The sequence below is a fragment of the Sanguibacter inulinus genome, from assembly GCF_013415325.1.
In the GTDB taxonomy this organism is placed as follows: domain Bacteria; phylum Actinomycetota; class Actinomycetes; order Actinomycetales; family Cellulomonadaceae; genus Sanguibacter; species Sanguibacter inulinus.
On record NZ_JACBYE010000053.1, the window covers coordinates 1 to 26,821 of the forward strand.

Here is a 26,821-nt window from a genome sequence, read left to right on the forward strand (position 1 = left end):
CCCTTGCTAGCCCTTGCTAGCCCTTGCTAGCCCTTGCTAGCCCTTGCTAGCCCTTGCTAGCCCTTGCTAGCCCTTGCTAGCCCTTGCTAGCCCTTGCTAGCCCTTGCTAGCCCTTGCTAGCCCTTGCTAGCCCTTGCGACCTCGGAGCGCCGGTGGTGTGGCAGGCTGTCCCGGTGCCTGTACCGACCACACCGCCCGTTCCTGTGCCGCCCCGTCCTGTGCGCTACGTCCTGTTCCCCGGGCGTCACCACCTCGTGACGTCCTTCCAGGTCGACTACCTCACGGCGCTCGTCGCAGGCACTGTCTCGGACACCGAGGGGGTGCCGGTGGTCTGCGCCCCCGACGTCCAGGTCGTCTGGGCCGTGACCTCGGCGACCCACAGCGGGACGCGCCGCAACCCTGTCCCCGCGCACCGCCGCGAGGCGATGGTCGAGCGGGTGACGACCGTGGCCGGTCTGCCCTCGCTCGTGGTGCCTGTCGCCGACGTCCCGCAGAGCCCACGCTTCGCGCACACCGTCGTCGCGACGGTCGAGGCCGGGCTCGGTGTGCTCCTGAGCCCCGAGAACACTGTCGTCGCGTGCTCGACCCCGGCGGTCGCCGAGCAGTACGCGGCCGAGGGCTTCCGCATCGCAGCGGTCGAGGCCGGCGCCCCGGGGGACCCGGCACGCCCGTGGGACGTCTTGGAGATGCTCGCGACGGGCGACCCGCGCTGGCGAGACCTGGCCCACCCGCAGGCCGTGGAGGTCGTCGACAGGTACCACCTCGACGAGCTGGTCCGGCGGGTGCACGACGACCCGACGGTCTCGGCCGAGGGCGACCTCACCGCCACCCGGGACTACGGCACGTACACGGCCGACTTCGACGCCGGCTCGGACCGCAAGTGGGCGCAGGTCGGGCCCTACGTGCAACCCGGACGGGTCGTCGACCTGGGGTGCGCGGCCGGTGGGCTGCTCGAGCGTGCGGCACGCGACCCGCGGCTGGGGGAGTCCGACCTCTACGGCGTCGACGTCTCGCGTCACCTCGTCGCCGAGGCCGAGCACCGCAAGGCGCAGGGGGTCTTCGAGAACCCCAACGTGCTCTTCGCCCAGCGCAACCTGCTCAGCGGCGCCGTGTTCGCCCCGGCGAGCGTCGACACCACGCTGACCGTCGCGCTCACCCACGAGATCTCGAGCTACGGGGCCGGGACCGACGACCTGCGTCTGCTCGCCGACCGCATCTTCGAGCACACGGTCCCCGGGGGCGTGTGGGTCTGCTCGGACGTGCTCGGCCCTGCGGGCGGCGACCGTCTGGTGCGGCTGACCTTCGACGAAGGTCCAGCGCCGGAGCCGGTGCCTGGGGCCGGGGCGGTGGGCGGGCTGGAGGACGTCGCTCCTGCCCGAGAGACGACGACCGTGGCCGGCGACGCAGGCCCAGACCTGACCGTCGACCTCACGGGCCGTGACGCCGACGACGTCCGGGCCTACCTCGCGTCGCTGAGTCCTGCCGGGCGCCTGCGCCAGTTCGCCCGGGACTTCCCGGCGCTCTCGGGTGGTGCCTGCGACGTGACGTGGCTGAGCCCGACGGTCGCCGAGCTCACGCTGCGCGCGGCTGCGGAGTTCCTGTACACCCGCGACTACACGGACTCCTACCTGTCCGAGTGCCACGAGAGGTTCTGCGACCTGACCTTCGACGACTGGACGGCGCTGCTCACAGGCGCCGGCTTCGAGGTCGACCCGGTGAGCCACCCGTGGCGCAACGACTGGCTGGTCGAGAACCGGTTGAGCGTCGGGGTGACCCTGACCGACGCCGAGACCGGCTCGCAGGTCGACTGGCCCGACACCCACGTGCTGCTCGTCGCGCGGCGCCCGCTGCACGCGGCTGGCTGAGCAGGGTCACGGGCCTGACGACGGGCGGCGAGGCGCGTTCTCGGTGCCTGCGACCGTCCTCCAGCCGTCGCCATCCCACCAGAACGCTCGTGCGCTCTCACCTGGCACGACGTCTGGGGCGACCCTAGGGTGATCGCATGCTCGCCACGCTGAGGTCGCTCGTGCTGTCCAGCCATCCCGGGCCGACGGCCACAGTCACGGTCCTCGCGGTCGTGCTCGCGGTCGGGTCGGGTCTGCCGGCCTGGACCGTCGTGCTGGTGGGTGTCGCCTTCTTGTGCGGGCAGCTGTCGATCGGGTTCTCCAACGACTGGGTCGACGCGGCCCGCGACCGCGCAGTGGCCCGCGCGGACAAGCCCGTCGCCCGCGGCGACGTCTCGGTCCAGACCGTGCGGGCCGCAGCGTGGCTGACCGCTGCGCTCACCGTCCCCGCGTCCTTCGCGCTCGGCTGGCAGGCAGCCCTCGCCCACCTGGTGCTCGTCGCCTCAGGCTGGGCCTACAACCTGGGCCTCAAGCGCACAGCCTTCTCGGTAGCACCGTTCATCTTGAGCTTTGGGCTGCTGCCCGCCGTGGTGACGCTCTCGGCCGACCCACCGGCGATGGCTGCTGGGTGGGCCCTCGCCGTGGGCGGGGTCTTCGGGGTCGCGATCCACTTCACCAACGTGCTGCCCGACCTCGACGACGACGCCAGCACAGGCGTCGACGGCCTGCCGCACAGGCTCGGTCGCGTGCCGTCAGGGATCGTCGCCTTCGTCGCGCTCGCCATGGCGGCCGTGCTCGTGGCCGTCGGTCCGGTCATGGCGGGGTCGGTCGAGAGCCCAGGTGTCGTCGCGATCGTGGCGCTCGTGGTGTGCGTCGGGATCGCCGTGTGGGGCGTGGTCCTCGTGGTGACCCGCCCGCCGGGGCGTCTGCTGTTCCAGCTGATCATCGTCGCGTCCCTCTTGGTCGCAGCACAGCTCGCGCTGTCAGGCACCGCGCTGACGGCGTGAGGGCGTGACTGCGGGACGGCCTGACTGCGTGACTTCCTGACGACGTGACGTCTGGCTGGCCGACCGTCTCCGGACGACCGCCTGACCCTGCGGCTGGCCGCGCTAGTGCCGGCCGCGGTCCGCGAGGCTCAGCGCAGCATCCGCGAATCTCAGCGCAGCATCCGCATCGCGTAGACCGAGGCGAGAGCCCCACGGGCCGGGCCGCGCAGGGCTCCGGTGAGGAGCACGTCCCGGACCGACGCCGCAGTCCCAGACGTCGGCCGTCCGAGCGCCATGTTGGCCTCTGCCTGCCGGGCGGCCCAGCGAGCACGGCGACGTCGTGCCGCGTCGAAGCGTGCGAGCGCCTCGCTCGGGACTGCGCCGGTCCGGGCGGCAGGGATCAGGACCTGGGCGAGCCGACCGGCGTCGAGCCAGCCGAGGTTCATGCCCTGCCCGCCGATGGGGCTGATCTCGTGGGCGGCGTCGCCGAGCAGGATCGTGCGGCCCTGCACTGTGCGGTCGGCGAGCCTGCGCCTGACCGCGAAGGAGCTGATCATGCTGCACGTGCTCGGGTCGACGGGAACTCCAGTGCGGTGCTCGACGACTGCGGCGAGCTGCTCGGGCGTCGGGCCGACGACCCTCGCGTCAGTGCGCACGACCCAGCGCCGCAGCCCGCCGGGCAGCGGGAAGGACTCGACGACCCCGTCGCGCTCGAGGTGGATGACGGCGTCGGGCCCCGCGCCTGTCGTGTCGAGCAGGTCGGCCATGACGTAGGTGTCGGGGTAGCTGCGCACGGGAGCGGTGATGCCGAGCAGGTCCCGGACCGTGCTGCGGGACCCGTCGGCCGCGACGACGAAGCGTGCGGTCTCCTCGACGACGCTGGGGGGTGTGCCGGCGCCGGTGCCGGTGCGGGGGGCACCCCCAGCAACCGCAGCACCAGGCTCGTCGACGACACCGGTCACCCGCACGCCGTCACTCTCCTCGACGAGCGAGAGCAGCGTGGCCCCGCGTTGCACGCTCCCCGGGCTCAGCGCCTCGACGCGGGCGTGCAGGATCTCCTCGGTCCGGGCCTGGGGCAGGGTCGCGACGAAGGGGAACCGCGGTGAGACCCCGTCGAAGGGCACGACGCCGAGGACCCTGTCCCGGGTGCGGGCGATGCCCCGGCGCACGAGCACGGCCTCGTCGACGACCTGCTGCGCGACGCCGGCCTCGGCGAGCACGTCGAGCGCGGGGGCGTGGATGCCGATGGCCCTGGACAGCCCGGTCGGTGCGGGGCGTCGCTCCCAGAGGACAACGTCGAGCCCGGCGTCGAGCAGCCGAGCGGCCAGCGCGAGCCCGACCGCCCCGGCCCCGACGATCAGCACGTCACGCACGGTCGGCTCCGTCGGGCGTCGTCACGGCAGTCTCGCCCCGCACGGATGTGGTGCTCTCGCCCCGCACGGCTGCTGCGCTCGCCTCGGGTGGTGTCTCGGCGTTCTGTGCGACATCCAGCACAGCGAGCACCCGGAACGGCGCCCGTCCCACGGTCCACCCCGCCGGCAGCACGGCTGCGAGCTCGTCCGGGGTGTAGCTGCGGCGGATCGAGAGCAGACCGTCGTCGCGCACGAAGGACGCGTGCGGGCGACCTCGCCTGTGCAGCGGCAGGGTCCCGACCCAGTATCCGAGCGCGGCGAGGGGGCTGCGGGCGATGTCGTCGTGCACCACGAGGCGGCGCGCGAGGTCTGTGCTGTCGGCGAGCAGGCCGTCGAGCTGCTGCGGGCCCAGGTGGTGGAGCACGTGGTTGGAGGTGACGATGTCGAAGCGCGCCCCCTCACGGACGAGGTCGGAGCTGAAGCACTGCCGGAACCTTAGGTGCGGCACCGGCGGCAGGCTGGTGGCGTAGGCGGTCGCCCTGTCGTCGGGGTCGATCGCGGTGATCTCGAGCCGCAGGCCGTCACGCGCCGCCCAGCCGGCGAGCGCCCGGGGGACGTCGCCCCCACCTGACCCGATGTCGAGGAGCGTGGTCGTGCGCTCGGCCGACAGCAACGGCCGCAGCCTGTGCACGTAGACCCCGCGCCACCCAGACACGAGGCGGTTGACGACGACGAACTGCTGGTAGGTGCGCCGCAGCCCTTCGAGGTCGCAGTCGGGGTCGTCCATGATCTCTTCGGCCTCGAGCTCCCTGTCGGCGAGGCTGTGACCGACGACCGCCTGGGCGAGGCTGTCGAGAGAGCGGTTCAGCACGACGCCCCGCTCGCTTGCCCGGCGCTGTCAGCTCGCCCGGGGCCGTCTGCTCGCTGGTCGCGGATCCTGTGCTGCTCCCCGCTCACTGCTCGTCCCCGCTCACGCGGTCGTCGCCGTCCGAGCGTCGCAGCGTGAGCAGCGCCGACTCGACGGTGAGCCCCGGCCCGAAGGCCATCGCGCACACCTGCTGCGACTCTCCAGGGGCCGGGCTGTCAGCAGCGTCGCGGAGCATCCGGGCGAGGATGAACAAGATCGTCGCGCTCGACATGTTGCCGTGCTCGCGGAGCACGTCGCGCGAGGGTGCCATCTGGGCGTCGTCGAGGGCGAGGGCGTCCTGGACCTTGTCGAGCACGGACCGTCCGCCGGGGTGCACGGCCCAGCGGGGGACCTCGGCGTGGGCGGTCGCGGTGCCGGTGCCGATCTCCGCCAGGACGGGGTCGAGGGCGCCGCGGATGTGCTCGGAGATGATCGAGGGCACGTACCTGGACAAGACCATCTCGAAGCCGTGGTCGCCGATCGTCCAGGCCATGTCCTGCTCGCCGACGGGCGTGAGCGTGGTGCGCAGCGTGTCGAGGTCGAGCACGAGGTGCCCGGCAGGTGCGGGACGCCCGGTGACGACTGCGGCGGCGGCACCGTCGGCGAAGACCGAGGACGCGACGATCACGTCGGGGTCGTCGGAGGCCTCGAGGTGCAGGGAGCACAGCTCGACGCAGACCACGAGCACGACGGCGTCGGGGTCTTCGACGCAGATGGACCTCGCGGCAGAGAGCGCGGGGAAGGCGGCGTAGCAGCCCATGAACCCCACGTGCAGACGCCGGGTGGTCGCGGGGAGACCGAGGTCGCGGACGAGGACGTAGTCGGGTCCCGGGGCGAAGAACCCCGTGCACGAGGCCGTGACGACGTGCGTGACGTCAGCCGTCCCGAGACCGCCGGATGCGGCGAGCGCGCCGCGGGCGGCGTCGAGGATCAGCCCGGGCACCTCGGCGACGTACCTGTCGTTGCGGGGACGCGTGGTCGGGGAGAGCACGTGACCGTCGGCGGGGTCGACGAAGAACGGGGCTGCGACACCGTCGGCTCCCGGGTCTAGCCTCTCGGGGCTGTCGGGGGCGAGGTCGGAGACCACGGTGTGCCGGGTGTCGATGGCCGAGGCGTCGAAGGCCGCGGAGATCAGCCGACGGGCGAGGCGGCTGCGCTCGGGCTGGGCGAGGAGCAGGTCACGCATGTCGGCCTGCTGGATGACTGTGGGAGGGACTGCCGTCGAGATGGACCGCACGCTGATGGTCATAGGCGACTGTAACTCTCGTCCCAGGTCAGCGCAGGGGGACGGGGCGTGGACGGCCTGCACAGGGCGGGGCCCGGCAGACGCACGAGACCCCGCACCCTCGGTGAGGGTGCGGGGCCTCGTACGAGCCAGCAGGCTCAGCCCCGGGGCGCCGGCGCCGCCCCGGTCGCCGAGAGCCACCCGACGAGCGCGTCCGGACGGTCGGTGATGATCCCGTCGACGCGGGCCTCGACGAGAGCCGCCCAGTGCTCGGGCTCGTTGGCGGTCCACACCATGACAGCGATCCCAGCCGCCTGCAGGCGTTCGAGCAGCGTCGGGTCGTCGAGCAGCAGACCACCGTGGGGGTTGCACGCCATGACGCCGAGCTCGGCGCACACGTCGAGCAGCGTGTGGTCGACCCCGAAGACGAGCAGACCACGGCGCATCTCAGGGGCGACGTCGCGCAGCGCGGCGACGGTCTCCCGGGAGAAGCTCTGCGCCACGACGCGGTCCACCAGACCGGCCTGACGGATCGCGTCGACAGCCACCTGCACGCCTGCGGCGTCCCAGTCGCCCTTGAGCTCGAGCAGCAGCTCGATGCCCGGACGGGCGACGAGGAGACGGAGCACCTCGTCGAAGGTGGGGATCTTCTGACCCGCGTACGCGGGGGAGAACCACGACCCGGCGTCGAGACGGCGCAGCTCGTCAGAGTGCATCTGTCCGACGGCACCCGACCCGTCGGTCGTCGCGTCGACGGTGTCGTCGTGGATCACCACGGGCACGTTGTCGGCGTCGAGCTGGATGTCGATCTCGATGCTGTCCGCGCCGCTGCGCCACGCGGACTCGAAGGCCGCGAGGGTGTTCTGCGGAGCCAGGGACGAGCTCCCGCGGTGCGCGATCACCAGAGGCCGGGTGCTGCGCTGGGCGGGGAGGGGGACAGGGAGGGTGGTGGTCACAGGTAGGGCTCCACGTTCTCGGAGAACGCCTTCTCCAGTCGGGGCGTGATCGCAGCCCACGCCTCGGCGGCCGGGGTGTTCTTGAGCACCATCTGCTCGATGCCGTCGGTGATGATCTGGTCACCGCCGGGCACGAACACCCGGACCCAGTCCTGGGTCCGTGTCTTCGTCTCGAGCTGGTCGATCGCCGTGCGGAACTGCGGGGTGGTCTCGTAGATCGCAGCCATCGTCTCACCCTCCTGCGCGGAGGTACGAACCGGCATGTACCCGGTGTTCGCCGAGAAGTACGCGGTGTTCTCCGCGTCGGTGATGAAGGCGAGGAACATCGCTGCGGCGAGCTGCTGCTCGGGGCTGCGCGAGGACGGGATCGCCAGACCGGTACCACCGGTCGGAACGCCCGAGCCCGAGGGGCCGTCGGGCAGGAAGGCCGTGCCGATCTCGAAGTCGGCCGCGTCGAGCAGCCCCTTGAGCGAACCCGTCGACCCGACGAAGGAGCCGAAGATCCCGGCGGCGAAGTTCGCCTGCGTGTCGGTGCCGACACCGGCGACCTTCGAGTCGTTGAACAGCCCACGCACGAACTCGCCCGCAGCCTCGGCCTCGGGGGTGTCCAGGGTGACGGTCCACTCGTCGGAGTACGCCGCGCCCTGACCCCAGAGGATGTTCTCCATCCACCAGCCGGCCCACGAGGTCCCGGTGCCCAGGCCCAGCGGTGCACCGTCGGCGGGCACCTGCTCGCGGATCGCCGGAGCCCACTCCTCGAGCTCTGCCCACGTCTTCGGGCCACGGTCGGGCAGGCCAGCAGCCGCCCACACCGTCTTGTTGTAGTAGAACAGCGGCGTCGAGCGCGCGTACGGCGCAGCCCAGTGCTTGGAGTCGAACTCGTAGTCCGAGTACAGCGTCGTGTTGAAGTCCTTGGTGTCCACGTCGAGGTGGGTGAACACCTCGTCGAGGGCCATGATCTGGCCGTTGAGGAAGTACCGGAACCACCACACGTCCGAGGAGATGACCAGGTCGGGCAGGTTCGACGTCGAGGACGCCGCCTGGAAGCGCTGGGCGACCTCGTCGTAGTTGGCGCCCGCCGTCACGAGCTTCACGGCGATGTCGGGGTGGACCTCGTTGAAGCGCTTGATGAGCTCTTCTTCGATCTCCTTGGAGGCACCCGGGTGGTTGCTCCACCAGGTGATCTCCTTCGCGGGGGTGACCGTGGACCAGTCGGTCGCCGGCTGACCGTCGGCGCGGGCGCTGCCCTCGCTGACGGACGGGCCGCTGCACGCGGCCAGGAAGAGCCCGACGGCTCCGAGACCGCCGAGCTGCAGGACGTTGCGTCGGCTGGGGATCCAGCCAGAGTCCGCAGAGAAGACGTTGGTCGAGTTCGACACGAGAGGTGCTCCTTGAGTGTGGTGCTACGAGGACGTGAAGAAGGACAAGAAGAGAGATGCAGGTGAGACGAGAGGGGCCGGCAGGTCAGGCAGCAGCCGTCGTGCGCTGGCCCGGGGAGATCGGACGGAGGACCGGCCCTCAGCCCGTCACGGCGCCGGCCGTCAGGCCAGCCACCAGACGACGCTGCAGGACGAGGAACACAGCGAGGATCGGCGCGGTCACCAGCACGGTGGCGGCCATCAGGACACCCCAGTTGTTGAGACCGTCGACGTTCTGCAGCAGCGTCAGACCGACCGGGAGCGTCATGAGCTCCGCGTTGTCGACCACGAGGAACGGCCACAGGTACTCGTTCCACTCCGCGACCATCGAGACCAGCCCGACAGCGGCGATGGTCGGCAGCGACATGGGGAGCACGAAGCCCCACAGCCGGCGCCAGTGCCCAGCACCGTCGAGCGCCGCAGCCTCGAGGATCGACACCGGCAGCGTGAGGAAGTGCTGACGGAACAAGAAGGTCCCGAAGGCGCTCGCCAGACCAGGTACCAAGATCCCCTGGTACGTGTTGAGCCACCCGAGCGAGGCCACCAGCGTGTAGTTCGGGATGATCGTGATCTGCTGCGGGATCAGCAGCGCGAAGATCACCACACCGAAGACGATCTTCTTCCCCGGGAACTCCAAGAACACCAGCGCGTAGGCGCAGCACAGACCCAGCAGCATCTTCAGACCCGACCCGACGATCGTCAGACCGAGGCTGTTGAGGAACAACCGCCCGATCGGCAGAGTGTCCGCCACCTGGGCGTAGTTGTCGGGGGCAAAGCTCCCCGGCAACCACTGCAAGGGGATCGAGTAGATCTCGTCAGGCTGCTTGAAGCTCGCGAAGAGCATCCACACCAGCGGCACGGACATCACCGCGACAGCCACGACCATCGTCACGTACGAGGCCACGGTGCCCGGCAGGGCCCCGCTGCGACGCGCAGGGCGCTCGCGGCCCTCGCCGCGACCACGGGGCGTGCGAGGTGGGGTGGCGGCGCTCGCGGTCTTCTGGTGGTCGGCGCGGGTAGGCAGGTCGAGGCTCATCAGTAGTGCACCTTCCGCTCGACGAACTTCAGCTGGACGAGTGTGATGACCAGCAAGATGCCGAAGAGGATCGTGGCGACCGCGGAGGCGTACCCGGCGCGGCCGGACACGAAGCTCTCCTGGTAGATCTGGTACATGAGGGTGGTGGTGCTGCCGAGCGGGCCGCCCTTGGTCATCGCGTGGATGATGTCGAAGGACTGCAGCGAGCTGAGCAGCGTGGTGACCGAGAGGAAGAAGGTCGTCGGTCCCAGCAGCGGCAGCACGATCGAGACGAGCGTGCGCCGTGACGACGCGCCGTCGAGGGCCGCGGCGTCGCGCAGGTCCTGCGGCACGGCCTGGAGGCCGGCCAGGTAGATCAGCGCGACGTAGCCGATGTTCTTCCACAGGTAGACGATGATGACCATCGCGAGGGCCCAGGGGCCGTCGTTGTACCAGTCGGGGGAGTTCAGGCCGATCCACGCGAGGACCGTCGACATCAGGCCGTAGCGCGGGTCGAAGATGAACAGCCACAGCATGCCGACGGCGATGCCCGAGAGCACGTAGGGCGCGAAGGCCACGGTGCGGGCGATGCCGCGACCGGCGAGCCGCTGGTTGAGCAGCAGGGCCAGCAGCAGACCGAGGACGAGCGAGCCGCCGACCGTCGTGACGGTGAAGATGGCCGTGGTGGTGAGGATCTCCGGTGTGCGGGGGTCCTGGAACCAGTCGACGTAGTTGCCCAGGCCAACAGAGCGGGCTGTCGGCGACCCGATGTTCCACTGCAGCGTCGAGTACTGGAAGCTCTGCACGAGAGGCTTGTAGACGAAGACGACGAGCAGGGCGACGTTCGGGCCCGCGAGGGCGATGAAGGTGAGGTACGACATCCACCGGCGGGCGCGTGGGCGCCGGCGAGCAGGTGGTGGTCCGGAGGGTGCGGGGCTGCCTGGGGCAGTCAGATCAGGGGGTGCGTCCAAGGCCGCGGAGGTCATCGCGTGACTCCAGTCAGGATCGGGGGAACGCGCCAAGACTATGGAGCGATCTGGTGCCTGATCTGCGATAACGCTCGAGTTCGGGGACTGTTCCCCGACAGTTCACCGGCCCGGTGGGCTGTGCTCACCTGCGGCCGTCGGACGACACCTGGTGGTCGTCCGACGGCCACCGCGGGGCTGCCTGCTCGTCGCCGTGGGGACATGCGGGGTGCCCGAGGTCGACCGGGCCGGCTCCCCGCGGGCCGGGTGTCTGGGACGGCGGCACCAGCTGGTGCTGCGCTCGTCGCCGCCGTCCGCGAGGATGCCCCGCTGGGGTTCTCGCCTCAGCCCACGATCGCCCACGGGCGTTCGAGCAGCCCGACGAGGGTCTGCAGGAATGCCGCCGCCCCGGCGCCGTCGACGGCACGGTGGTCAACCGAGACCGTGAGCGACATCCGCGCCCTGACGACGACCTCGCCGCCCGCGACGGCAGGTTCGTGCCGCACCGCCCCGACGGCGAGGATCGCGGCCTCGGGCGGGTTGACGATCGCGCGGAAGTGCTCGACGCCGAGCATGCCGAGATTGGAGACCGTGAAGGTCCCGCCCTGCATCTGCTCGACCGTGAGCCTGCGCGCGTGGGCCGCCGCGGCGAGCCCGGCGACCGCCTCGTGCACCCCGGAGACGGGAAGGGTGTCGGCGTCGCGGACCACCGGGACGACGAGCCCGTGGTCGGTCGCGACGGCGACCCCGACGTTGACCCGTGTGTGGCGCAGCAGCACAGGACCGGCGGGGCCCATCTCGTAGGAGGAGTTCACGTCGGGGTGCGCCCGCAGCGCCAGGGCGCAGGCTCGGACGACCAGGTCGTTCATGCTGACCTTCGCGCGGCCTGCGGCGACCAGCTCGGCCACCAGCGTGGACCGCAGCGCGACGAGCTCGGTGACGTCGGCGGTCGCCGTGACCGAGAACTGGGGGACGGTCGAGGTGCTCTGCGTCAGACGCTCGGCAGAGATCCGCTGGGCTGCGGTCGTCGGGTGCTCGACGGATCCGCGTGCGAGGTCCGCAGCGCCCGCGGACCTGGAAGTCGGCTCTGCGGGTGCTGTCGTCTGCGCGGAGGGGCCACCGGCCGCGCGACGCTGGTCCGCGTCGGTGAGCGGGTGTGGCGACGTGTCGTCCAAGAGGTGCCGTGCTGTCCCGTCGTCGAGCGCGGCCTCCAGGTCTCGCCGCACGATCCGCCCGCCCGGCCCCGTGCCGCGCACGCTCGACAGGTCGACGCCGTGCTCCCGTGCGAGGCGCCGCACGAGCGGCGACGAGGTGAGCCTGGGCCCGTCGCCGGGTGCGCGGCCGGGCGGCCCGTCGACGTCGTCAGGTGCGGCGTCGTCTCCAGGCTGAGCGGCCGAGGTGTCAGCTCGTGTCGTGTCGGAGCCAGCGGCAGCAGGCGCCGCCTGGGTGTCGTCGAGGCAGCTGTCAGGGGCGTCGTCTCCCGGGGCGTGGCCACGGAGCCCCTCTGCGGCGGATGATCCCTTCGGTGCCAAGGTCTCCAGGTCGTCAGGCCCGTCGAGCACCGCGATGACCTCGCCGATCCGGGCCGTCCCGCCGGCCGGCACGAGGATGTGGGTGAGCGTGCCGGACTCGAAGGCCTCCTGCTCCATGACGGCCTTGTCGGTCTCGATCTCGACGAGCACATCGCCTGCGGTGACGGTGCTCCCGATCGTTGTGGTCCAGGAGGTGATGGTGCCCTCCTCCATGGTGTCGGAGAGGCGGGGCATGCGGATCTCGATCATGAGCGGGTCTCCGGGGTAGGCAGGGCGGGGGCGGACCAGCCGACGGCGTCGAGGGTCTCGCGGACCGCCCGCGCGACGTCGTGGGCGGAGGGCAGCGCGGCGGTCTCGAGCGGCTTGGCGTAGGGCAGCGGGACCTCGGCCATCGCGACCCGCCGGACAGGTGCGTCGAGGTGGTCGAAGGCGCCGTCGGAGATCGTCGCGGCGATCTCGGCGCCGATCCCGTAGGTGAGCCAGTCGTCTTCGACGACCACGGCACACCCGGTCTTGCGGACCGAGGCGACGATCGTCTCGCGGTCGAGGGGACGCAGGCTGCGCAGGTCGACCACCTCGACGTCGATCCCGTCGGTCCGGGCGAGGTCTTCGGCGACGGCGAGGGCGACCGTGGCCATCCGGGAGTACCCGATGAGCGTGATGTCAGCGCCTACACGGGTCACGGCTGCTCGACCGATCTCGGCAGGGGTGTCGTCGTCAGGCACCTCCCCGCGGGTGTTGTAGAGGGCGAGGTTCTCGAGGAACAGCACGGGGTCGTCGTCGCGGATCGCGGCGAGCAGCAGCGCCTTGGCATCGGCCGGGGTGCTGGGGGCGACGACCTTCATGCCGGGGACGAAGGCGTAGAACAGCTCGATGTTCTGCGAGTGGGTCGCGCCGAGCTGCTGCCCGCCGCCCCCGGGGGTCCGGATGACCAGGGGGACCGAGGTCTGCCCGCCGAACATGCCGTAGATCTTCGCGGCGTGGTTGATGATCTGGTCGAGGGCGAGCAACGAGAAGTTGATGGTCATGATCTCCACGACAGGACGCAGCCCGAGCATCGCCGCACCGACAGCCGCCCCCGTGAAGCCCTCTTCGGCGATAGGGGTGTCGCGCACCCGCTTCTCCCCGAACTCGGCGAGCAGCCCCGCGGTGATCTTGTAGGACCCTTCGAAGACGCCGATCTCCTCGCCGAGGAGCAGGACGTCGGGGTCGCGGCGCATCTCCGACTGGAGGGTGTCGTGCACGGCCTGGCGGTAGGTCATCATGCTCATGCGTGGGCTCCTGTGTGCTGGGTGACGGTCGAGGCGCCGAGCCCCGCGGGTGGTGCTGGTCGTGCGACCTGTCCTGAGGACGTGGTGCCCGGGGTCCTGCCGGCTGGTCTCGGTGCGGCCGGGTAGAGCGCGTCTCCGGGTAGGCGCCTGGAGTCGTTCGGGACCGGTGTGGCGTAGGTGTGGTCGAAGAGCGTCGAGGGGTCGGGGTGCTCGCTCGCCTCGGCGAAGGCCACGGCCTCCGCGACGTCTGCCAGGACCTGGGTGTCGATCTCGGCGAGGGTCTTCTCGTCGACGCCGTCGGCGAGCAGTGCTGCGGCGAGCAGCGCGACAGGGTCGGCGGCCCGGACGGCGGCGACGGTCTCGGGGGAGCGGTAGGCCGCGGGGTCGACCACGGAGTGCCCGCGCAGGCGCTCGCTCGTCGCCTCCAGCAGGTACGGCCGCCCTGTGCGCGCGACGGCGACAGCCTCGGCGGCAGCGCGCTCGACCGCGACAGGGTCGGTCCCGTCGACGCGGGCCGAGGCCATCCTGTACGAGGCGGCGCGCCGGAAGATCTCGGGCTCGGCCGAGGACTGCTCGACAGTCGTGCCCATGCCTGTGCCGTTGTTGATGACGACGTAGACGACCGGAAGACCCCACAGCGCCGCGATGTTGAGGGACTCGTGGAAGGCGCCGATGTTGGTGGTGCCCTCGCCCATGAGGCACATGACGACCTCGGAGCCGGACCTGTAGTCGACGGCCAGGGCTGCGCCGGTGGCGAGGGGCAGCTGTCCGCCGACGATGCCGTAACCGCCGAGCAGGCGCGACTGCGCGTCGAAGAGATGCATCGACCCGCCCCATTCGCCCGACACACCGTCGCGACGGCCGTAGAGCTCGGCCATGATGCGCCCCGGGCTGATGCCGCGGCAGAGGGCGTAGCCGTGCTCGCGGTAGTTGGTGAACAGGTAGTCGGTCGGCTCGAGGGCGGCCATGAGGCCGACGACCGTCGCCTCCTCGCCGAGGTTGAGGTGGCAGTAGCCGCCGACCTCGGCCTCGGTGTAGGCGCGCGCCGCGCGCTCTTCGAAGCGACGGATCAGCAGCATCTGCTGGTACCGGGCGAGCTGGTCTTCGCGGGAGGGCGGGGTGGTAGAGGCGCTCGTGGTCGTGTCGTGTGAGGGGAGAGGTGCGGCCCGGCTCATGGGGCTCCTTCGCTCGGCTGGGGACCGGCCGTGGCCGGTGGGTGACTGGGCCGCTGACGAGGGAGGAGAGAGCACCCTCTTAATGAAACGGCTACGTGTCATTATGTGACGGCACGGAGAGTGGATCCAAATGAAACGCTCTGGTTTCATAGTGATGGTCGCCACGCCCGCTGCTGCCGATGAGCGATCCGCAGGCAGCGCAGGAGCCCGTTCGCTGGGTGTGCCGCTCACATCGGCGCCGGTGCGTGCTCGACCGACCGCCCCCCTACCGACCGACCGCGCCACGTACCGACCTGCCGCACCACGCACCGACCCACCGCTCCGGTGACCCACCGCGCCGCCGGAAGTCCGTCCCGACATCGAGGAGCCCCATGGCCGACGCCCCACCGGCTGGAGCGAGCACACCAGCCCCCGCCGCTCGCAAGCGCGGACGCCCAGCCGCCCACGAGCGCGAGACCCGTCGCAGCGACATCCTCCGCGCGGCGACGGCGACCTTCCTCGCCCACGGGTACTCGGCGACCACGCTCGACCAGATCGCCGCAGCCGGACAGGTGACCAAGCGCACCGTCTACACCTACTTCGGCGACAAGGCAGCTGTCTTCACGGCTGTCGTCGACCAGCTCCACCACGACGTCGTCGCCCAGGCCGGGGCGGCCGACGCGTCAGACCTGCTCGGACTCAGCACCCGCATCGTCCGCACCCTGCTCTCCGACGAGGGTGTCGGTCTCCACAGGCTCGTCATCGCCGAGGCACCGAGCTTCCCGGACCTCGCTGCGACCTTCTATGCCACGGGACCGCGTCAGTACGTGGTCGCGCTCGCAGACGCGATCTCGTCGCAGGGTGGTGACGATGGAGGCGGCTCGGGAGAGGCTGCTGCCAGGTTGGACGAGGCGGAGCAGCTCTTCGGCCTGCTGCTCGGTGAGGCACACCGCCGCCGTCTCCTCGGCCTCGAACCCGCCCCCGACCTGGATCGGGCGCAGACGCACGCTCGGGCGGCGCTGGCTGCGCTGGGGCTGCTGCGGGAGACCGCCTGATCCGGATATGCCGAGTCTGAGTCCGAGTCCGAGTCCGGGTGCGGTTCGCGGGATCGGGAGGTGCCGAACCCAGGTGTCAGCCGCGCGATCGCGAGGTGCTCATCCCGATGTCAGAGGCAAACAGTAGATTTGCCGCATGTCAACCGAAACCGCCATGAGCAGCGATCTGGCGCTGCCGCGCGCCGGAGCTCTGGCTGAGGAGTCTCGTCAGTCTCGTGACGCTGCGGGTCTGCCCAGCGTCGTCGGTCACCTGTCCGGGCCCGCAGGCACTGGGCGCCTCTCCGGTCGCGAAGCACGCCGATCGGGCAGTGCCGGGCACGCGGTGCTCTCACCTACCCTCACACCTCCTTTCTCACCGCGTCACTCAACGGACCGTTCACGAAGTTCGAACCGGTCTGACTCGGCCCCCGCGCTGACTGCTCCGGTCGCTCCGGCGACTGCTCTGTCCGCACCGGCGACCACTCCGCCCGCGCCGGCGACTGCTCCGCCCGCGCCGGCGACCGCTGCATCTCCGGTCTCCGCCGCTGCTCACGTCGACCCATCGACCGGAACTTCCCACCCACTGCCGGTGTCCTACGCCGAGGCCGACGAGTTCCTGGGCGTGCTGCTCGACGCGGTGGTCGCTGCCGACCGCGAGCTCGCCGTGGTGGCGGCGCGTCGTGCGGAGCTGGTCGACCAGGTGCGGAAGTGGTCGAGGGACTCGGTCGACGCTCTGGCGCGGGCTCGGGGCAAGAGCCGAGGGTCGATGGACGACCACATGATCGCGGCGCGCTCGACGACCGCCGAGCTGGCGTGCGCGCTCCGCGTGCCCGAGGGAGCGGTGATGGCACTCCTGGTCGAGTCCGAGGCCTTGGTGCACGAGCTCCCCGCCACGATGACGGCGCTGCGTGACGGGGCGTTGTCGTACAGGCACGCTCAGGTCGTCATGTCGGCGACGGCCGCACTGGACGAGGCGCCGAGGCTGACCCTCGACGCGATGCTCGCTGAGCGAGCGACGACCACCACGGTGGCGAACCTGAGCCGGGTCGCCCGGCGTGCTCGTGAACGTCACGATCCACGACCCCTGGTGGACCGTCACACAGCGGCCCTCGTCGAGCGCCACGTCGAGCTGGAGGTCGCCCGTGACGGCATGGCGTGGTTGCACCAGCTGTTACCCGCTGTGCAGGCCTCGGCGATCTTCCACAGGCTCTCGGACCTCGCAGCCGCGTGCCAGGGACCTGACGAGCCGCGAACCCTGGCACAGCTGCGCGCGGACGCCTGCGTCGAGCTTCTCCTGGACGACGACGCCCGCAGCGCCACGACCGCCGACTCGGTCTGGAGCACCCGGACCGAGGCCGACACGACTCGTCCTGCCCGCTCAGAGCCCGGTGTCAGTCACCCTGGCTCTCTCTCGGTGTCGATGCGCGGCATCCGACCCGTGGTCGCGGTCACCGTGCCCGTCATGACGCTCCTCGGGCGCTCCGACGAGCCCGGCGACCTCGCTGGCTACGGTCCGATCGACGCGATGACGGCACGCCACCTCGCGGCTCACGCACCATCGTTCCTCAGGCTGCTCACCCACCCCGAGACCGGCGCCGTCCTCTCGGTCGGCCGAGACAGGTACACGGTCCCTGCGGACCTGAGGTCGTGGCTGAAGATCCGTGACGAGACGTGCCGCTTCCCAGGGTGCTCGCGTCGTGCCGAGCGCTGCGACGTCGACCATGTGGAGGACTGGGCGCACGGAGGAACCACCTCGCACGACAACCTGATCCACCTGTGCAGGAAGCACCACCGTCTCAAGCACACCTCTCGGTGGAGACCACGGACAGGAGGTGCTGCAGCAGGACGCGGTAGGTCCGGAGGGTCCACCGTCTCCTGGGACGCACCTTCGGGCCGCTCGTACGTCGACCACGCGGCAGTCTGCCTGCAGACCCCAAGGAGGGATACTGGCGAGACGACGTCTCCAGTCGTAGGACTTAGCAGGCACGCGGGAGCCGCGATGGCTGCTGCCCCGTCGATCACTGGCGGGTCGACATTCGACGGACCACCACCGTTCTGAGGAGGATCTCGATAGGTTCCGCCCCGGTCAGGAGCGGTAGGGTCCGGCCACGTCCCGCCCGGCCAGGCTCAACTTCGCACCAGCGCGAATCGGCCCGGCCGGCGCAATCTCGCCCCAGCCCAGCCCAGCCCAGCCCGCCGCAGCCTCAGGCCTTCCGGCTCATCCTGTCGAGCCTGTACTCCTCCACGTCGAAGACGCTCTGCGCCTTCTGGATCGCTTTCGAGCTGTGCGCTCCGATCGCACGCGCGTCCAGCAGCTCGTTCCTCGCGGCCTCGAGCATGCGCCGCTCGAGGACGATCTGCTGCGTCCGCGCGTTGGCCCGCCGCGGGTCGCGCGTCTTCGTGGCGACCTCGCCGACCCTCGTGTGGTTCTTCCGGACGTGCTCGATCACCTCCGGCGCGACCTCGACCCCGTCGATGCGGATGCCCTCAGGGTCGTCGAGCACCGACAGCGCGGCGTCGTTGGCCTGCTGGAGGAGCGACCGGACCTCGGTGCGGTGCACGTCTCGGTCGTCACCCTGAATCTTGCTGAGCCGGATGATCAGTGGCAGCGACCCGCCGAGCCCCAGGAGCGTCACGACGGCGACCGTGAACGCGACCAGGATCAGCAGCGCGCGGTTGGGGATGTCCGACGGCAGCGACTGCGCAGCAGCCAGCGTGACCACGCCGCGCATCCCGGCCCACCCGATGATGACGCTGCCCTTGAGCGAGAGTCCCTGCTTCTCGACGAAGGCGAGATCGGCCGACCTCTGCGCGATGCCCCGCTGAGCCCGCGACTTGCGGCGCGCCATCCGGGCGTCCGACGGCGCATACGCGTCGATCTTGGCGCGTGCCTCGTCGAGGACCTCCTGCCGGCCGAGCTGTCTGCGCTCGTCCCGCCGGATCAGGGCCATCTGCGGGATCACGAAGGCGAAGCGCAGCACGACGACCAGCACCGTCAGCAGGAGCCCGATGAGCACGGCCTGGTCGAGCCCGCCCCCTTCGTTCGACGCCTCCTGGACGAGCCCGCGGATCTCGAGCCCCATGAGCAGGAACACCCCGTGCTCGAGCACGAACTGCACGGTCATCCAGTTCGTGTGCTCGCTGATCCGCTCGGTCGCGGCCAGCTGGCGTGCGCCGCGGTGACCTGTGACGAGCCCCGCCACGACCACGGCCAGCACCCCCGAGGCCCCGATCTCCTCGGCGGGGATGAACGCGATGAACGGCACGATGAACGAGACCGTCGTGGTGAGTACCGGATCGTTGAGCCGGGCGCGCACCGTCACCGAGACCCAGCCGATGACCAGGCCGACGAGGACCGCGGCAGCCACGGCGTAGAGGAAGTCACCAGCCACGGCCAGCAGGCTGACAGACCCCGCCGTGGCGGCGACGGCCGAGCGCAGCAGCACGAGAGCCGACGCGTCGTTGACGAGGCTCTCGCCCTCGAGGACCGTGACGAGCCGCGACGGCAGCCCGAGCCGCTTCCCGATCGAGGTCGCCGCGACGGCGTCCGTCGGGCTGATGACCGCGCCCAGCGCGATCGACGCCGCGAGGTTGAGGTCGGGGATCAACCAGTAGATGACGTAGCCGGTCGCGACAGACGTGAGGAGCACGAGCGTGACGGACAGGCCCGCGATCGGCTTGAGGTTGCGTCTCAGGTCCATGACCGGCACGTTGACGGCCGCCGAGTAGAGCAACGGCGGCAGCACCCCCGCGAGGATCCACTCGGGGTCCACCTCGAAGTCCGGGACGATCGGCGTGTAGCTGATCGCGATCCCGACGAGCAGCAAGATGAGAGGAGAGGCGATCCCGGTCCTCCGCGAGAACACCGCACACGCGACGATGAGCGCCACCGCGCCCAGGACCAGCACCATCGGTTCCATCAGGTCGTTCCTCCGCGTCCCACGACTGTCGGGGCTGCGCACCCCGGGGCAACCCTAGAACACTGCCTTTCGTGACACCCTGCGCTGGTACTGTCCTGGACCCATGAGCACCAGCCCGCACGGACCCCGCCCAGAGCACCACGACGAGGCGACGCTCGTCGTCACGGGCGCCCAGGTGATGGACCGTGACGGGACGTTCTCCCCGGCGACGGCGACGGTGACCGTCGTCGGGGGGACGATCGTCGCGGTCGAGCGCGGCGGCACGGGAGTCGACGGCAGGCCGACCGGGTGCGCGGGCCACGGTGACGAGCGAGTGCCCGGCACGCTTCGGCATGACGTGCACGGTGGTGGCGCGACCTTGGACGACGTGCAGGGCGAAGGTGCGCGCCTCGGCATCAGTCGAGGTGCGAGTGACGGTGGTCCGCCGCAGGATGCTGCGGACAGGCGAAGGTCCGGAACCGTCCGTCACCTCGACGCCTCCGGCCGTTGGCTCATGCCCGGCGTGGTCGACTGCCACACCCATCTGGGGTGGACCACCTTCCTCCCCGAAGACGAAGACGAAGACGACGACGACAGAGACGAAGACGGAGCCGGGGGCTCCGCCGCGGATCACCCCATGGCTTCCGCCGCCGACCGCACCGACGCCGCGCTCCTCTCACGCGCCGCCCCAGGTCTTGCCGCCACCCTGCGCGCGGGGGTCACCTCGGTCCGAGACGCGGGTGGTGCTGCGTCCGCGATCCGCGACGCCCTCGTCGCCGGTCGTCTCGTAGGCCCGCAGATGCAGACGGCCGTCGCGACGATCACCGACGAGCTCGCCCGCGACCCCGCGGCGCTCCGTGCCCGGGTGCGCTCGCTCGTGGCGGAGGGCGCCGACTGGATCAAGGTGGTCGCGACCGGGGGAGTGATGGCCCCCGACGGCTCCGAGGACGAGTCGCCCTTCGACGTGCGCGACCTCCGGGCCGTGGTCGACGAGGCTGCCGGGCTCGGCGTGCGGGTGATGGTGCACGCGTGGGGCGGCGACGCCCTGACGCACTCGATCGCCGCCGGGGTGGCCTCCGTCGAGCACGGCATGTTCCTCACCGAGCGCCAGGCAGACGCCGGGGCGGCTGGCGGTGTCGTGCTCGTCCCGACGCTCGCGATCTACAGCGAGGTCGCCGAGATGGCCCGCAGAGGAGAGCTGCCCGAGCGGGTCCGCGCCCGAGCGTCCCGAGTCGTCGAGGCGCACCCGCGGGCGGTCCGTCGTGCGGTCGAGGCAGGCATGACCGTCGCGATGGGCAGCGACTTCGGGACGACAGACCAGCACGGCCGCAACCTCACGGAGATCGACCACCTGGCGGCTGCTGGTCTCGGAGCAGCCGGCGCGCTCGTGGCAGCCACGCAGGCAGGCGCACGGCTCCTCGGTCGGGGGTCCGGGGGGCTCGAGCCGGGCCAGGTCTTCGACGCTGTGCTGCTCACGAGCGACCCGACCGACACTGCGGTGCTCCGCGACCCACGAACCGTCGAGACGGTGTTTCTCGGAGGGGCTGCTGTCGGCTGACTGGGGTGCTGGCGGGCCATCAAGTGACGAGGTTCGCTCCCCGCAGTCCGCGCCGTCCCCGCAGTCCCCGCCGTCCGCGCAGTCCCCGCCGGACCCGCCGGACCTGCCGGACCTGCCGGACCTGCCGGACCTGCCGTGTCCGCCGTGTGTGCGGTGCGCGCCCCGCTCGAAGTCTCCTCGTCGGCTGCTCTGCCCGCTGCGACGGCAACGCCCTCGGCGCTCGCCCCGGCCGCCGCCTGCTGGCCCCGCCGACCCACCGCGCGCCCACACTTCCCGTCATGTGGGACGATGCTGTCCACGCCGTCCGAAGCGTGAAATCGTCGGACGAGCACCCCGCGTACGCTGCCCCTTCCCGGGTGGCAGTCCTCCGCGCGCGGGCCCCGCCGAGAACCCTCGGCTGACACGACAGGAAGCACCGACGTGAACATCACGCGCCCCCGGACCATGACACGCACGACGACGACGCGGACCGCCTCCGCGGTCGCCCTGTCGGCAGCCCTGGCCGTCGCGCTCTGTTCGTGCTCCTCGGGCTCAGGGGACGCAGGCTCAGGAGGCTCGGCGACCACCCCCTCGACGGGTGCCTCGACCGAGACCACCTCCGCCGAGCCCCAGCCCGGCGGCACCCTGACCTTCGCCCGCACGCAGTCCCCGACGTCGCTCGACCTGCACCGCGAGATCACCGCGAACAACGCCTTCGCGATCGACAAGGTCTTCGAGCCCCTGCTCGCCTTCGACGCGGAGGGCCAGATCGAGCCGTGGCTCGCGAGCGAGTACTCCTCGAGCGACGACGGGCTCGTCTGGACCTTCACGCTGCGCGACGGCGTGACCTTCTCCGACGGCACGCCGCTCACCCCGGCCGACGTCGTCTTCTCCCTCCAGCGCCACCTCGACATCGGCGGGCCGCTGCCGCTCGGAGCCCCGATCACCTCGATCGAGGCCCAGGGCGAGAACACTGTCGTCATCACGCTCTCTGCCCCCTACACCCCCTTCGCGGCCGAGCTCGCCGGGTTCGCCAACGGCATCCTGCCGAAGGACCTCGGGGGCGTCGACGAGGCCACGTTCTTCAAGAACCCTGTCGGCACTGGCCCCTTCGTCGTCGACGAGTGGACCGAGGGCGGCGACATCTCCTTCACCGCCAACGAGAGCTACTGGCAGGACGGCAAGCCGTACCTCGACGAGGTCGTCTACAGGCTCGTCCAGGACGACAACCAGCTCGTCGCGCAGCTCCAGGCCGGTCAGGTCGACGTCATCGACTCCGTGTCGAGCGCCAACGTCGCCACGCTCCAGTCGAACACCTCCCTCGCCGTGAGCATCACGCCCGGGTGGCAGGTCGAAGAGCTGTTCTTCAACACCCTCGACGAGCACTTCAAGGACCGCGACGTGCGTCGTGCGGTCTCCTACGCCCTCGACCGCGAGGGCATCGTCCAGGCGACGAGCTTCGGCACCGCCGAGGTCGCCGGCTCGGTCCTGCCGCCGTCGATCCCCGGCTACGACGACTCGATCACCACCCTCGACTACGACGTCGAGGCAGCCAAGGACGCGATCGCCGACTCTGCCTACCCCGACGGGTTCAGCACCTCGCTGCTCATCGCCTCGGGCAACGACCTGCGCGCTCAGGAGGCGCAGATCATCCAGGCGCAGCTCGCCGAGATCGGCATCACGGTTCAGATCGAGTCGATCGACCTCGCGGCCTTCCGTGAGCGTTTCCGTGCCTTCGACTACTCCTTCATGCTCAACGGTGCGACGAGCGACGCCGCCGACCCGAACGGCATCGTCACCTTCCAGGCAGACCCCGAGGGCGGGACCAACGGCTACTGGACGCACTACTCCAACGACGAGGTCACCCAGCTCATCACCGAAGGTCGCACGCTGCCCGACGGGGACGAGCGCACGCAGGTCTACTCGCAGATCCAGCAGCTGATCGCCGACGACGCTCCCTTCATCCCGCTGTCCTACCCGTCGAACATCAAGGCCTCGTCGGCCAAGGTCCAGGGCCTCACGGTCCTGCCCAACGGCAGCGTCCGCCTCCAGGACACCTGGCTCGAGCAGTAGATGACCCGGGGTTCGCTCCGGTGGCTGCGGCGCACCGCCCTCACGGTGGTCCCCGTGGTCGTCGGGGTGGTCCTGGCCACCTTCTTCCTCCTGCGGCTCGTCCCGGGCGGTCCGGCCGCGGCGATCCTCGGCGACCAGGCGACCGACCAGGCCGTCGCCGACCTCGAGGCCGAGCTCGGCCTGGACCGTCCGCTGCTCGCCCAGCTGTGGAGCTTCGTCGTGAGCGTCGTGGTCCACGGCGACTCGGGGACCTCGCTGCTCTACGGGGTCCCCACCCGTGGGCTGATCCTCGACAGGGTCGGGGTGAGCCTGGAGATCGTGGCGCTCTCGGTCGTCTTCACGGTCGTCCTCGTCGTGCCGCTCGCGCTGCTCGCGGCCCTGCACAAAGACCGCGCGATCGACCACGTGATCCGCGTGGTCCCCGCGGTCGGGCTCGCCATGCCGACGTTCTGGGTCGGTCTCCTGCTGATCCTCGTCTTCGCCGTCAACCTCGGCTGGTTGCCCGCAGGCGGCGGTGACCAGGGGATCCGCAGCCTCGTGCTGCCAGCAGCAGCCGTCGCCGTCTCGCTCACCCCGGTCCTGGTCCGCACGCTGCGGGCCCAGCTGCTCGAGGTGCTCGACGCCGACTTCGTCGCGACGCTCACGGCCGCGGGACTTCCACGACGGAGGGTCCTGGTGCACGTGCTGCGCAACGCGGCCCTGCCGACGGTGACCCTCTTCGGCCTCAACATCGCCTACATGATCGGAGGGACCCTCGTGGTCGAGCGGGTCTTCGCGATCAACGGGCTCGGCGCCCTGATGTTCGACTCGATCGGCAGCCGGGACTTCCCGGTCGTCCAGGGTGTCGCCCTGTTCTGCGCGGTGCTGGTCGTCCTGGTGACGGTGCTGACCGACCTCGTCGTCAACCGTCTCGACCCACGCACCCGGATCGCGGCATGAGCGCCGACCTCGTCGCAGCCGCCGCCGAGCCCCCCGCAGACCGGCCGGGCCGGTCCGACCGCCCAGACGTCGTGGTCGAGCCAGCGGGCACCGGCGAGACGGACCCGCGCGACGGACGAGAGCGCATCGCCCGCCGCGCCGACCCGACGTGGCGCCGCGCGCTGCGCACCCCCGCCTTCGTCGCGGGCGTCGTCATCACGGCATCGATCGTCGTCGCTGCCGTCTTCGCCCCGCTGCTCGCGACCCACGACCCGGCCGCCCAAGACCTGCTCAACGGTCTCCAGGGACCGTCAGCCGCGCACTGGCTCGGGACCGACCAGCTCGGCCGCGACCTCTACTCACGCCTGCTCTACGGGGCGCGGACCGATCTGCGGATCGCGGGGCTCGCCGTCGTCGTGCCCTTCGTGACGGGGGTGCTGCTCGGCACCGTCGCCGGCTACGTCGGCGGCCGGTTCGACTGGGTCGTCGCCCGGGTGGTCGACACCGTCGTGGCCTTCCCCTTCTACGTGATCGTCGTCGCGGTGGTCTTCGCCGTCGGCGCGGGGGAGAAGGGCATCTACGTGGCGCTCGCCCTGGTCGGGTGGGTCACCTACGCACGGGTGCTGCGCAACACGACCGCCGTCTACAGGGCGTCCCCCTGGGTGGTCGCAGCACGGGGTGGAGGCCTGTCCCACGGCAGGGTGGTCGTGCGGCACATCCTCCCGAACACCCTCACCCAGGCCGTGGTCCTGCTGATGAACGACGTGGTCTTCGTCATCGTCGCGGTCGTCACGCTCAGCTACCTCGGTCTCGGTGTCCAGCCGCCGACCCCCGACTGGGGGACCATGATCACCGACGGCAAGGCCTTCATCTCCACGCAGTGGTGGCTGTCGGTGGCCCCCGGGGCGCTCGTCGTCTACACGGGCATCGGGCTGTCCCTCCTCGGCGACGGCATCGCCGACGTCTGGAGAGCGGAATGATCGGGAGCGCTGCGCGGCCAGGACAGCCGCACGACCAGGACAGCCGCACGACCAGGACAGCCGCACGACCAGGACAGCCTCGTGACCAGGACCGCCTCATGACCAGGACAGCGACATGACCAGGACCGCCGCAGCACCCGGCCACGCCGTGACCGTCCGCGGCCTGGCCATCGCCTCACGGGCGGGCACGCTCGTGCACGGCGTCGACCTCGACGTCCCGGCAGGCGCCGCCGTCGGGCTGGTCGGGGAGTCCGGCTCGGGCAAGAGCCTCACGCTGCGCTCCGTGATCGGTCTGCTGCCCCGCGGCGTCGAGATCACGGGCGGGAGCATCGGCGTCACAGGCCGGCTCGGCATGGTGTTCCAGGACCCGTCGAGCGCCCTCGACCCCCTCGTGACCGTCGGCAGCCAGGTCATAGAGGTCTGCCGTCACGTCCGGGGGATGACCAAGGCGGCTGCACGGCGCCGCGCCCTCGAGCTGTTCGAGGAGGTCGGCATCCCCGACCCCGAGCGTCGGCTGCGCTCCTACCCGCACGAGCTGTCCGGCGGTCAGCGCCAGCGCGTCGTGCTCGCCGTCGCCCTGGCCGCCGAGCCCGACATCCTGCTCTGCGACGAGCCCACCACGGCGCTCGACGTCACCGTCCAGGCGCAGGTGCTCGCGCTGATCGAGAGGCTCCGGGTCGACCGCGGTCTCACGGTGGTCTTCGTCAGCCACGACCTCGCTGTCGTCAGCCAGGTCTGCAGCACGGTCTCGGTGATGCAGGCCGGTCGGGTCGTCGAGTCCGGGACGATCGACCAGGTGGTCGGTGCGCCGCAGCACCCGTACACGCGCACGCTGCTCGACGCCGTGCTCGAGATCCCCGAGGCAGGAGCGCCGTGAGCAGACCAGAGCACCACGAGCAGCAGGGGACGACGGGAGCTCGACATGCCCAGGCCTCCGCAGGGCCCGAAGCCCTTCGCTCACCGGGTCCTCGCCCCCCGCGTCTCGAGCTGCGCGACCTCGAGATCGCCTACGGAAGCACCCGGGTGGTCCACGGTGTCAGCCTGAGCGTCGAGGCCGGCAGCGTCCTCGGGATCGTGGGCGAGTCCGGCTCCGGCAAGACATCGGTGGCCCGGGCCGTGGCCGGAGAGCTCGCCCCGGCCGGGGGGCAGGTACTCCTCGACGGTGAGGTGCTGGCCGGCACGTCCCGGACCATCGCGCAGCGGCGCGCCGTGCAGGTCGTCTACCAGGACCCCTACGCCTCGCTCAACCCGCGCATGACCGTCGGCCAGGTGCTGCGCGAGCTGTTGTCCGTCCACTCGATCGTGCCGCGCGGACAGGTGCGGAGCCGCAGCGTCGAGCTCGTCGAGCTCGTGCGGCTCCCGCCCGAGGTGCTCGACGCCCGCCCGCGCCAGCTCTCCGGTGGCCAGCGGCAACGGGTAGCGATCGCGCGGGCCCTCGCCCTCGAACCTCAGGTGCTCGTCGCCGACGAGCCCACCTCGGCCCTCGACGTCTCCGTCCAGCGCACGGTGCTCGACCTCCTGGCCGACCTGCGCGAGAGGCTCGGGCTGACCGTCGTGCTCATCTCCCACGACCTCGCGGTCGTGCACCGGCTCTGCGACGCGGTGGTCGTCATGCGCGACGGCGTGATCGTCGAAGACGCGCCTGCCGACGCCTTCTTCCGAAGCCCCCAGCACCCCTACAGCCGCGCCCTGCTCGCCGCTGCACCGCGCCTGCGCCAGGCAGACCGGCTCCCCGAGACGACAGAGGACCTGCCG

General features: G+C 71.1%; 21 protein-coding genes. 10 read left to right on the plus strand and 11 right to left on the minus strand.

What is annotated here, in order from left to right; translation table 11 throughout:
* Positions 1-173: 173 nt before the first annotated feature.
* The gene (locus tag HZZ10_RS16130) at positions 174-1,865 is read left to right on the plus strand and encodes a methyltransferase domain-containing protein (protein ID WP_308507602.1); all 1,692 of its coding nucleotides are present in this window, start codon (positions 174-176) and stop codon (positions 1,863-1,865) included.
* Positions 1,866-2,002: 137 nt separating this feature from the next.
* A complete protein-coding gene (locus HZZ10_RS16135; RefSeq protein WP_179914278.1) occupies positions 2,003-2,851 on the plus strand; it encodes a UbiA family prenyltransferase in 849 nt (282 codons plus the stop codon).
* 149 nt (positions 2,852-3,000) lie between these two features.
* On the opposite strand, the gene HZZ10_RS16140 is transcribed toward HZZ10_RS16135, so the two are convergent.
* The 10 genes from HZZ10_RS16140 to pdhA form a co-directional block, all read right to left on the minus strand.
* The gene (locus tag HZZ10_RS16140; RefSeq protein ID WP_179914279.1) at positions 3,001-4,203 is read right to left on the minus strand and encodes an FAD-dependent oxidoreductase; all 1,203 of its coding nucleotides are present in this window, start codon (positions 4,201-4,203) and stop codon (positions 3,001-3,003) included.
* The gene (locus HZZ10_RS16145) at positions 4,196-5,053 is read right to left on the minus strand and encodes a class I SAM-dependent methyltransferase (RefSeq protein ID WP_179914280.1); all 858 of its coding nucleotides are present in this window, start codon (positions 5,051-5,053) and stop codon (positions 4,196-4,198) included. Before HZZ10_RS16145 ends, HZZ10_RS16140 begins: the two co-directional genes overlap by 8 nt.
* 82 nt (positions 5,054-5,135) lie before the next feature.
* Entirely contained in the window at positions 5,136-6,338 is a 1,203-nt protein-coding gene (locus HZZ10_RS16150) for a type III polyketide synthase (RefSeq protein WP_179914281.1), read from the minus strand.
* A gap of 134 nt (positions 6,339-6,472) precedes the next feature.
* Positions 6,473-7,270 carry a glycerophosphodiester phosphodiesterase gene (locus HZZ10_RS16155; RefSeq protein WP_179914282.1) on the minus strand — a complete coding sequence of 266 codons (798 nt, stop codon included), beginning with the start codon at positions 7,268-7,270 and terminating at the stop codon, positions 6,473-6,475.
* Positions 7,267-8,649, minus strand: a complete 1,383-nt coding sequence (locus HZZ10_RS16160; RefSeq protein WP_179914283.1) for an ABC transporter substrate-binding protein — start codon at positions 8,647-8,649, stop codon at positions 7,267-7,269. The genes HZZ10_RS16155 and HZZ10_RS16160 overlap by 4 nt, the downstream gene beginning before the upstream one ends.
* Before the next feature lie 139 nt (positions 8,650-8,788).
* Positions 8,789-9,724 carry a carbohydrate ABC transporter permease gene (locus HZZ10_RS16165; RefSeq protein WP_179914284.1) on the minus strand — a complete coding sequence of 312 codons (936 nt, stop codon included), beginning with the start codon at positions 9,722-9,724 and terminating at the stop codon, positions 8,789-8,791.
* Entirely contained in the window at positions 9,724-10,689 is a 966-nt protein-coding gene (locus HZZ10_RS16170; RefSeq protein WP_082543988.1) for a carbohydrate ABC transporter permease, read from the minus strand. Before HZZ10_RS16170 ends, HZZ10_RS16165 begins: the two co-directional genes overlap by 1 nt.
* A gap of 323 nt (positions 10,690-11,012) precedes the next feature.
* The gene (locus HZZ10_RS16175; protein ID WP_179914285.1) at positions 11,013-12,449 is read right to left on the minus strand and encodes a dihydrolipoamide acetyltransferase family protein; all 1,437 of its coding nucleotides are present in this window, start codon (positions 12,447-12,449) and stop codon (positions 11,013-11,015) included.
* Positions 12,446-13,471 (minus strand): alpha-ketoacid dehydrogenase subunit beta, encoded by a 1,026-nt coding sequence (locus HZZ10_RS16180; RefSeq protein ID WP_179914286.1) that lies wholly within the window; start codon positions 13,469-13,471, stop codon positions 12,446-12,448. The genes HZZ10_RS16175 and HZZ10_RS16180 overlap by 4 nt, the downstream gene beginning before the upstream one ends.
* Positions 13,468-14,646: a pyruvate dehydrogenase (acetyl-transferring) E1 component subunit alpha gene (gene pdhA / locus HZZ10_RS16185; protein WP_179914287.1), complete on the minus strand. Its 1,179-nt coding sequence runs from the start codon at positions 14,644-14,646 to the stop codon at positions 13,468-13,470. The genes HZZ10_RS16180 and pdhA overlap by 4 nt, the downstream gene beginning before the upstream one ends.
* 371 nt (positions 14,647-15,017) lie before the next feature.
* Here pdhA and HZZ10_RS16190 point away from each other — a divergent pair, with 371 nt between their 5' ends.
* Both HZZ10_RS16190 and HZZ10_RS16195 read left to right on the plus strand, forming a co-directional pair.
* Positions 15,018-15,680 (plus strand): TetR/AcrR family transcriptional regulator, encoded by a 663-nt coding sequence (locus tag HZZ10_RS16190; protein WP_179914288.1) that lies wholly within the window; start codon positions 15,018-15,020, stop codon positions 15,678-15,680.
* A 568-nt stretch (positions 15,681-16,248) separates the two neighbouring features.
* Positions 16,249-17,718: an HNH endonuclease signature motif containing protein gene (locus HZZ10_RS16195; protein WP_179914289.1), complete on the plus strand. Its 1,470-nt coding sequence runs from the start codon at positions 16,249-16,251 to the stop codon at positions 17,716-17,718.
* Positions 17,719-17,863: 145 nt separating this feature from the next.
* Here the strand turns inward: HZZ10_RS16195 and HZZ10_RS16200 are convergent, their stop codons facing one another.
* Positions 17,864-19,579 carry a cation:proton antiporter gene (locus HZZ10_RS16200; RefSeq protein ID WP_179914290.1) on the minus strand — a complete coding sequence of 572 codons (1,716 nt, stop codon included), beginning with the start codon at positions 19,577-19,579 and terminating at the stop codon, positions 17,864-17,866.
* Positions 19,580-19,682: 103 nt separating this feature from the next.
* Between HZZ10_RS16200 and HZZ10_RS16205 the strand changes: the two genes are divergently transcribed.
* From HZZ10_RS16205 to HZZ10_RS16230, 6 genes are all read left to right on the plus strand, one after another.
* Positions 19,683-21,116, plus strand: coding sequence for an amidohydrolase family protein (locus HZZ10_RS16205; protein WP_179914291.1), 1,434 nt, complete (start codon positions 19,683-19,685; stop codon positions 21,114-21,116).
* 420 nt (positions 21,117-21,536) lie between these two features.
* Positions 21,537-23,168 (plus strand): ABC transporter substrate-binding protein, encoded by a 1,632-nt coding sequence (locus HZZ10_RS16210; protein ID WP_179914292.1) that lies wholly within the window; start codon positions 21,537-21,539, stop codon positions 23,166-23,168.
* Positions 23,169-24,107: an ABC transporter permease gene (locus HZZ10_RS16215; protein ID WP_179914293.1), complete on the plus strand. Its 939-nt coding sequence runs from the start codon at positions 23,169-23,171 to the stop codon at positions 24,105-24,107.
* The gene (locus HZZ10_RS16220; RefSeq protein ID WP_179914294.1) at positions 24,104-25,066 is read left to right on the plus strand and encodes an ABC transporter permease; all 963 of its coding nucleotides are present in this window, start codon (positions 24,104-24,106) and stop codon (positions 25,064-25,066) included. The genes HZZ10_RS16215 and HZZ10_RS16220 overlap by 4 nt, the downstream gene beginning before the upstream one ends.
* Before the next feature lie 115 nt (positions 25,067-25,181).
* Positions 25,182-25,943 (plus strand): ABC transporter ATP-binding protein, encoded by a 762-nt coding sequence (locus tag HZZ10_RS16225; protein WP_179914295.1) that lies wholly within the window; start codon positions 25,182-25,184, stop codon positions 25,941-25,943.
* On the plus strand, positions 25,940-26,821 hold an 882-nt coding region (locus HZZ10_RS16230; RefSeq protein ID WP_179914296.1), incomplete at its 3' end, for an ABC transporter ATP-binding protein. The genes HZZ10_RS16225 and HZZ10_RS16230, both read left to right, overlap by 4 nt.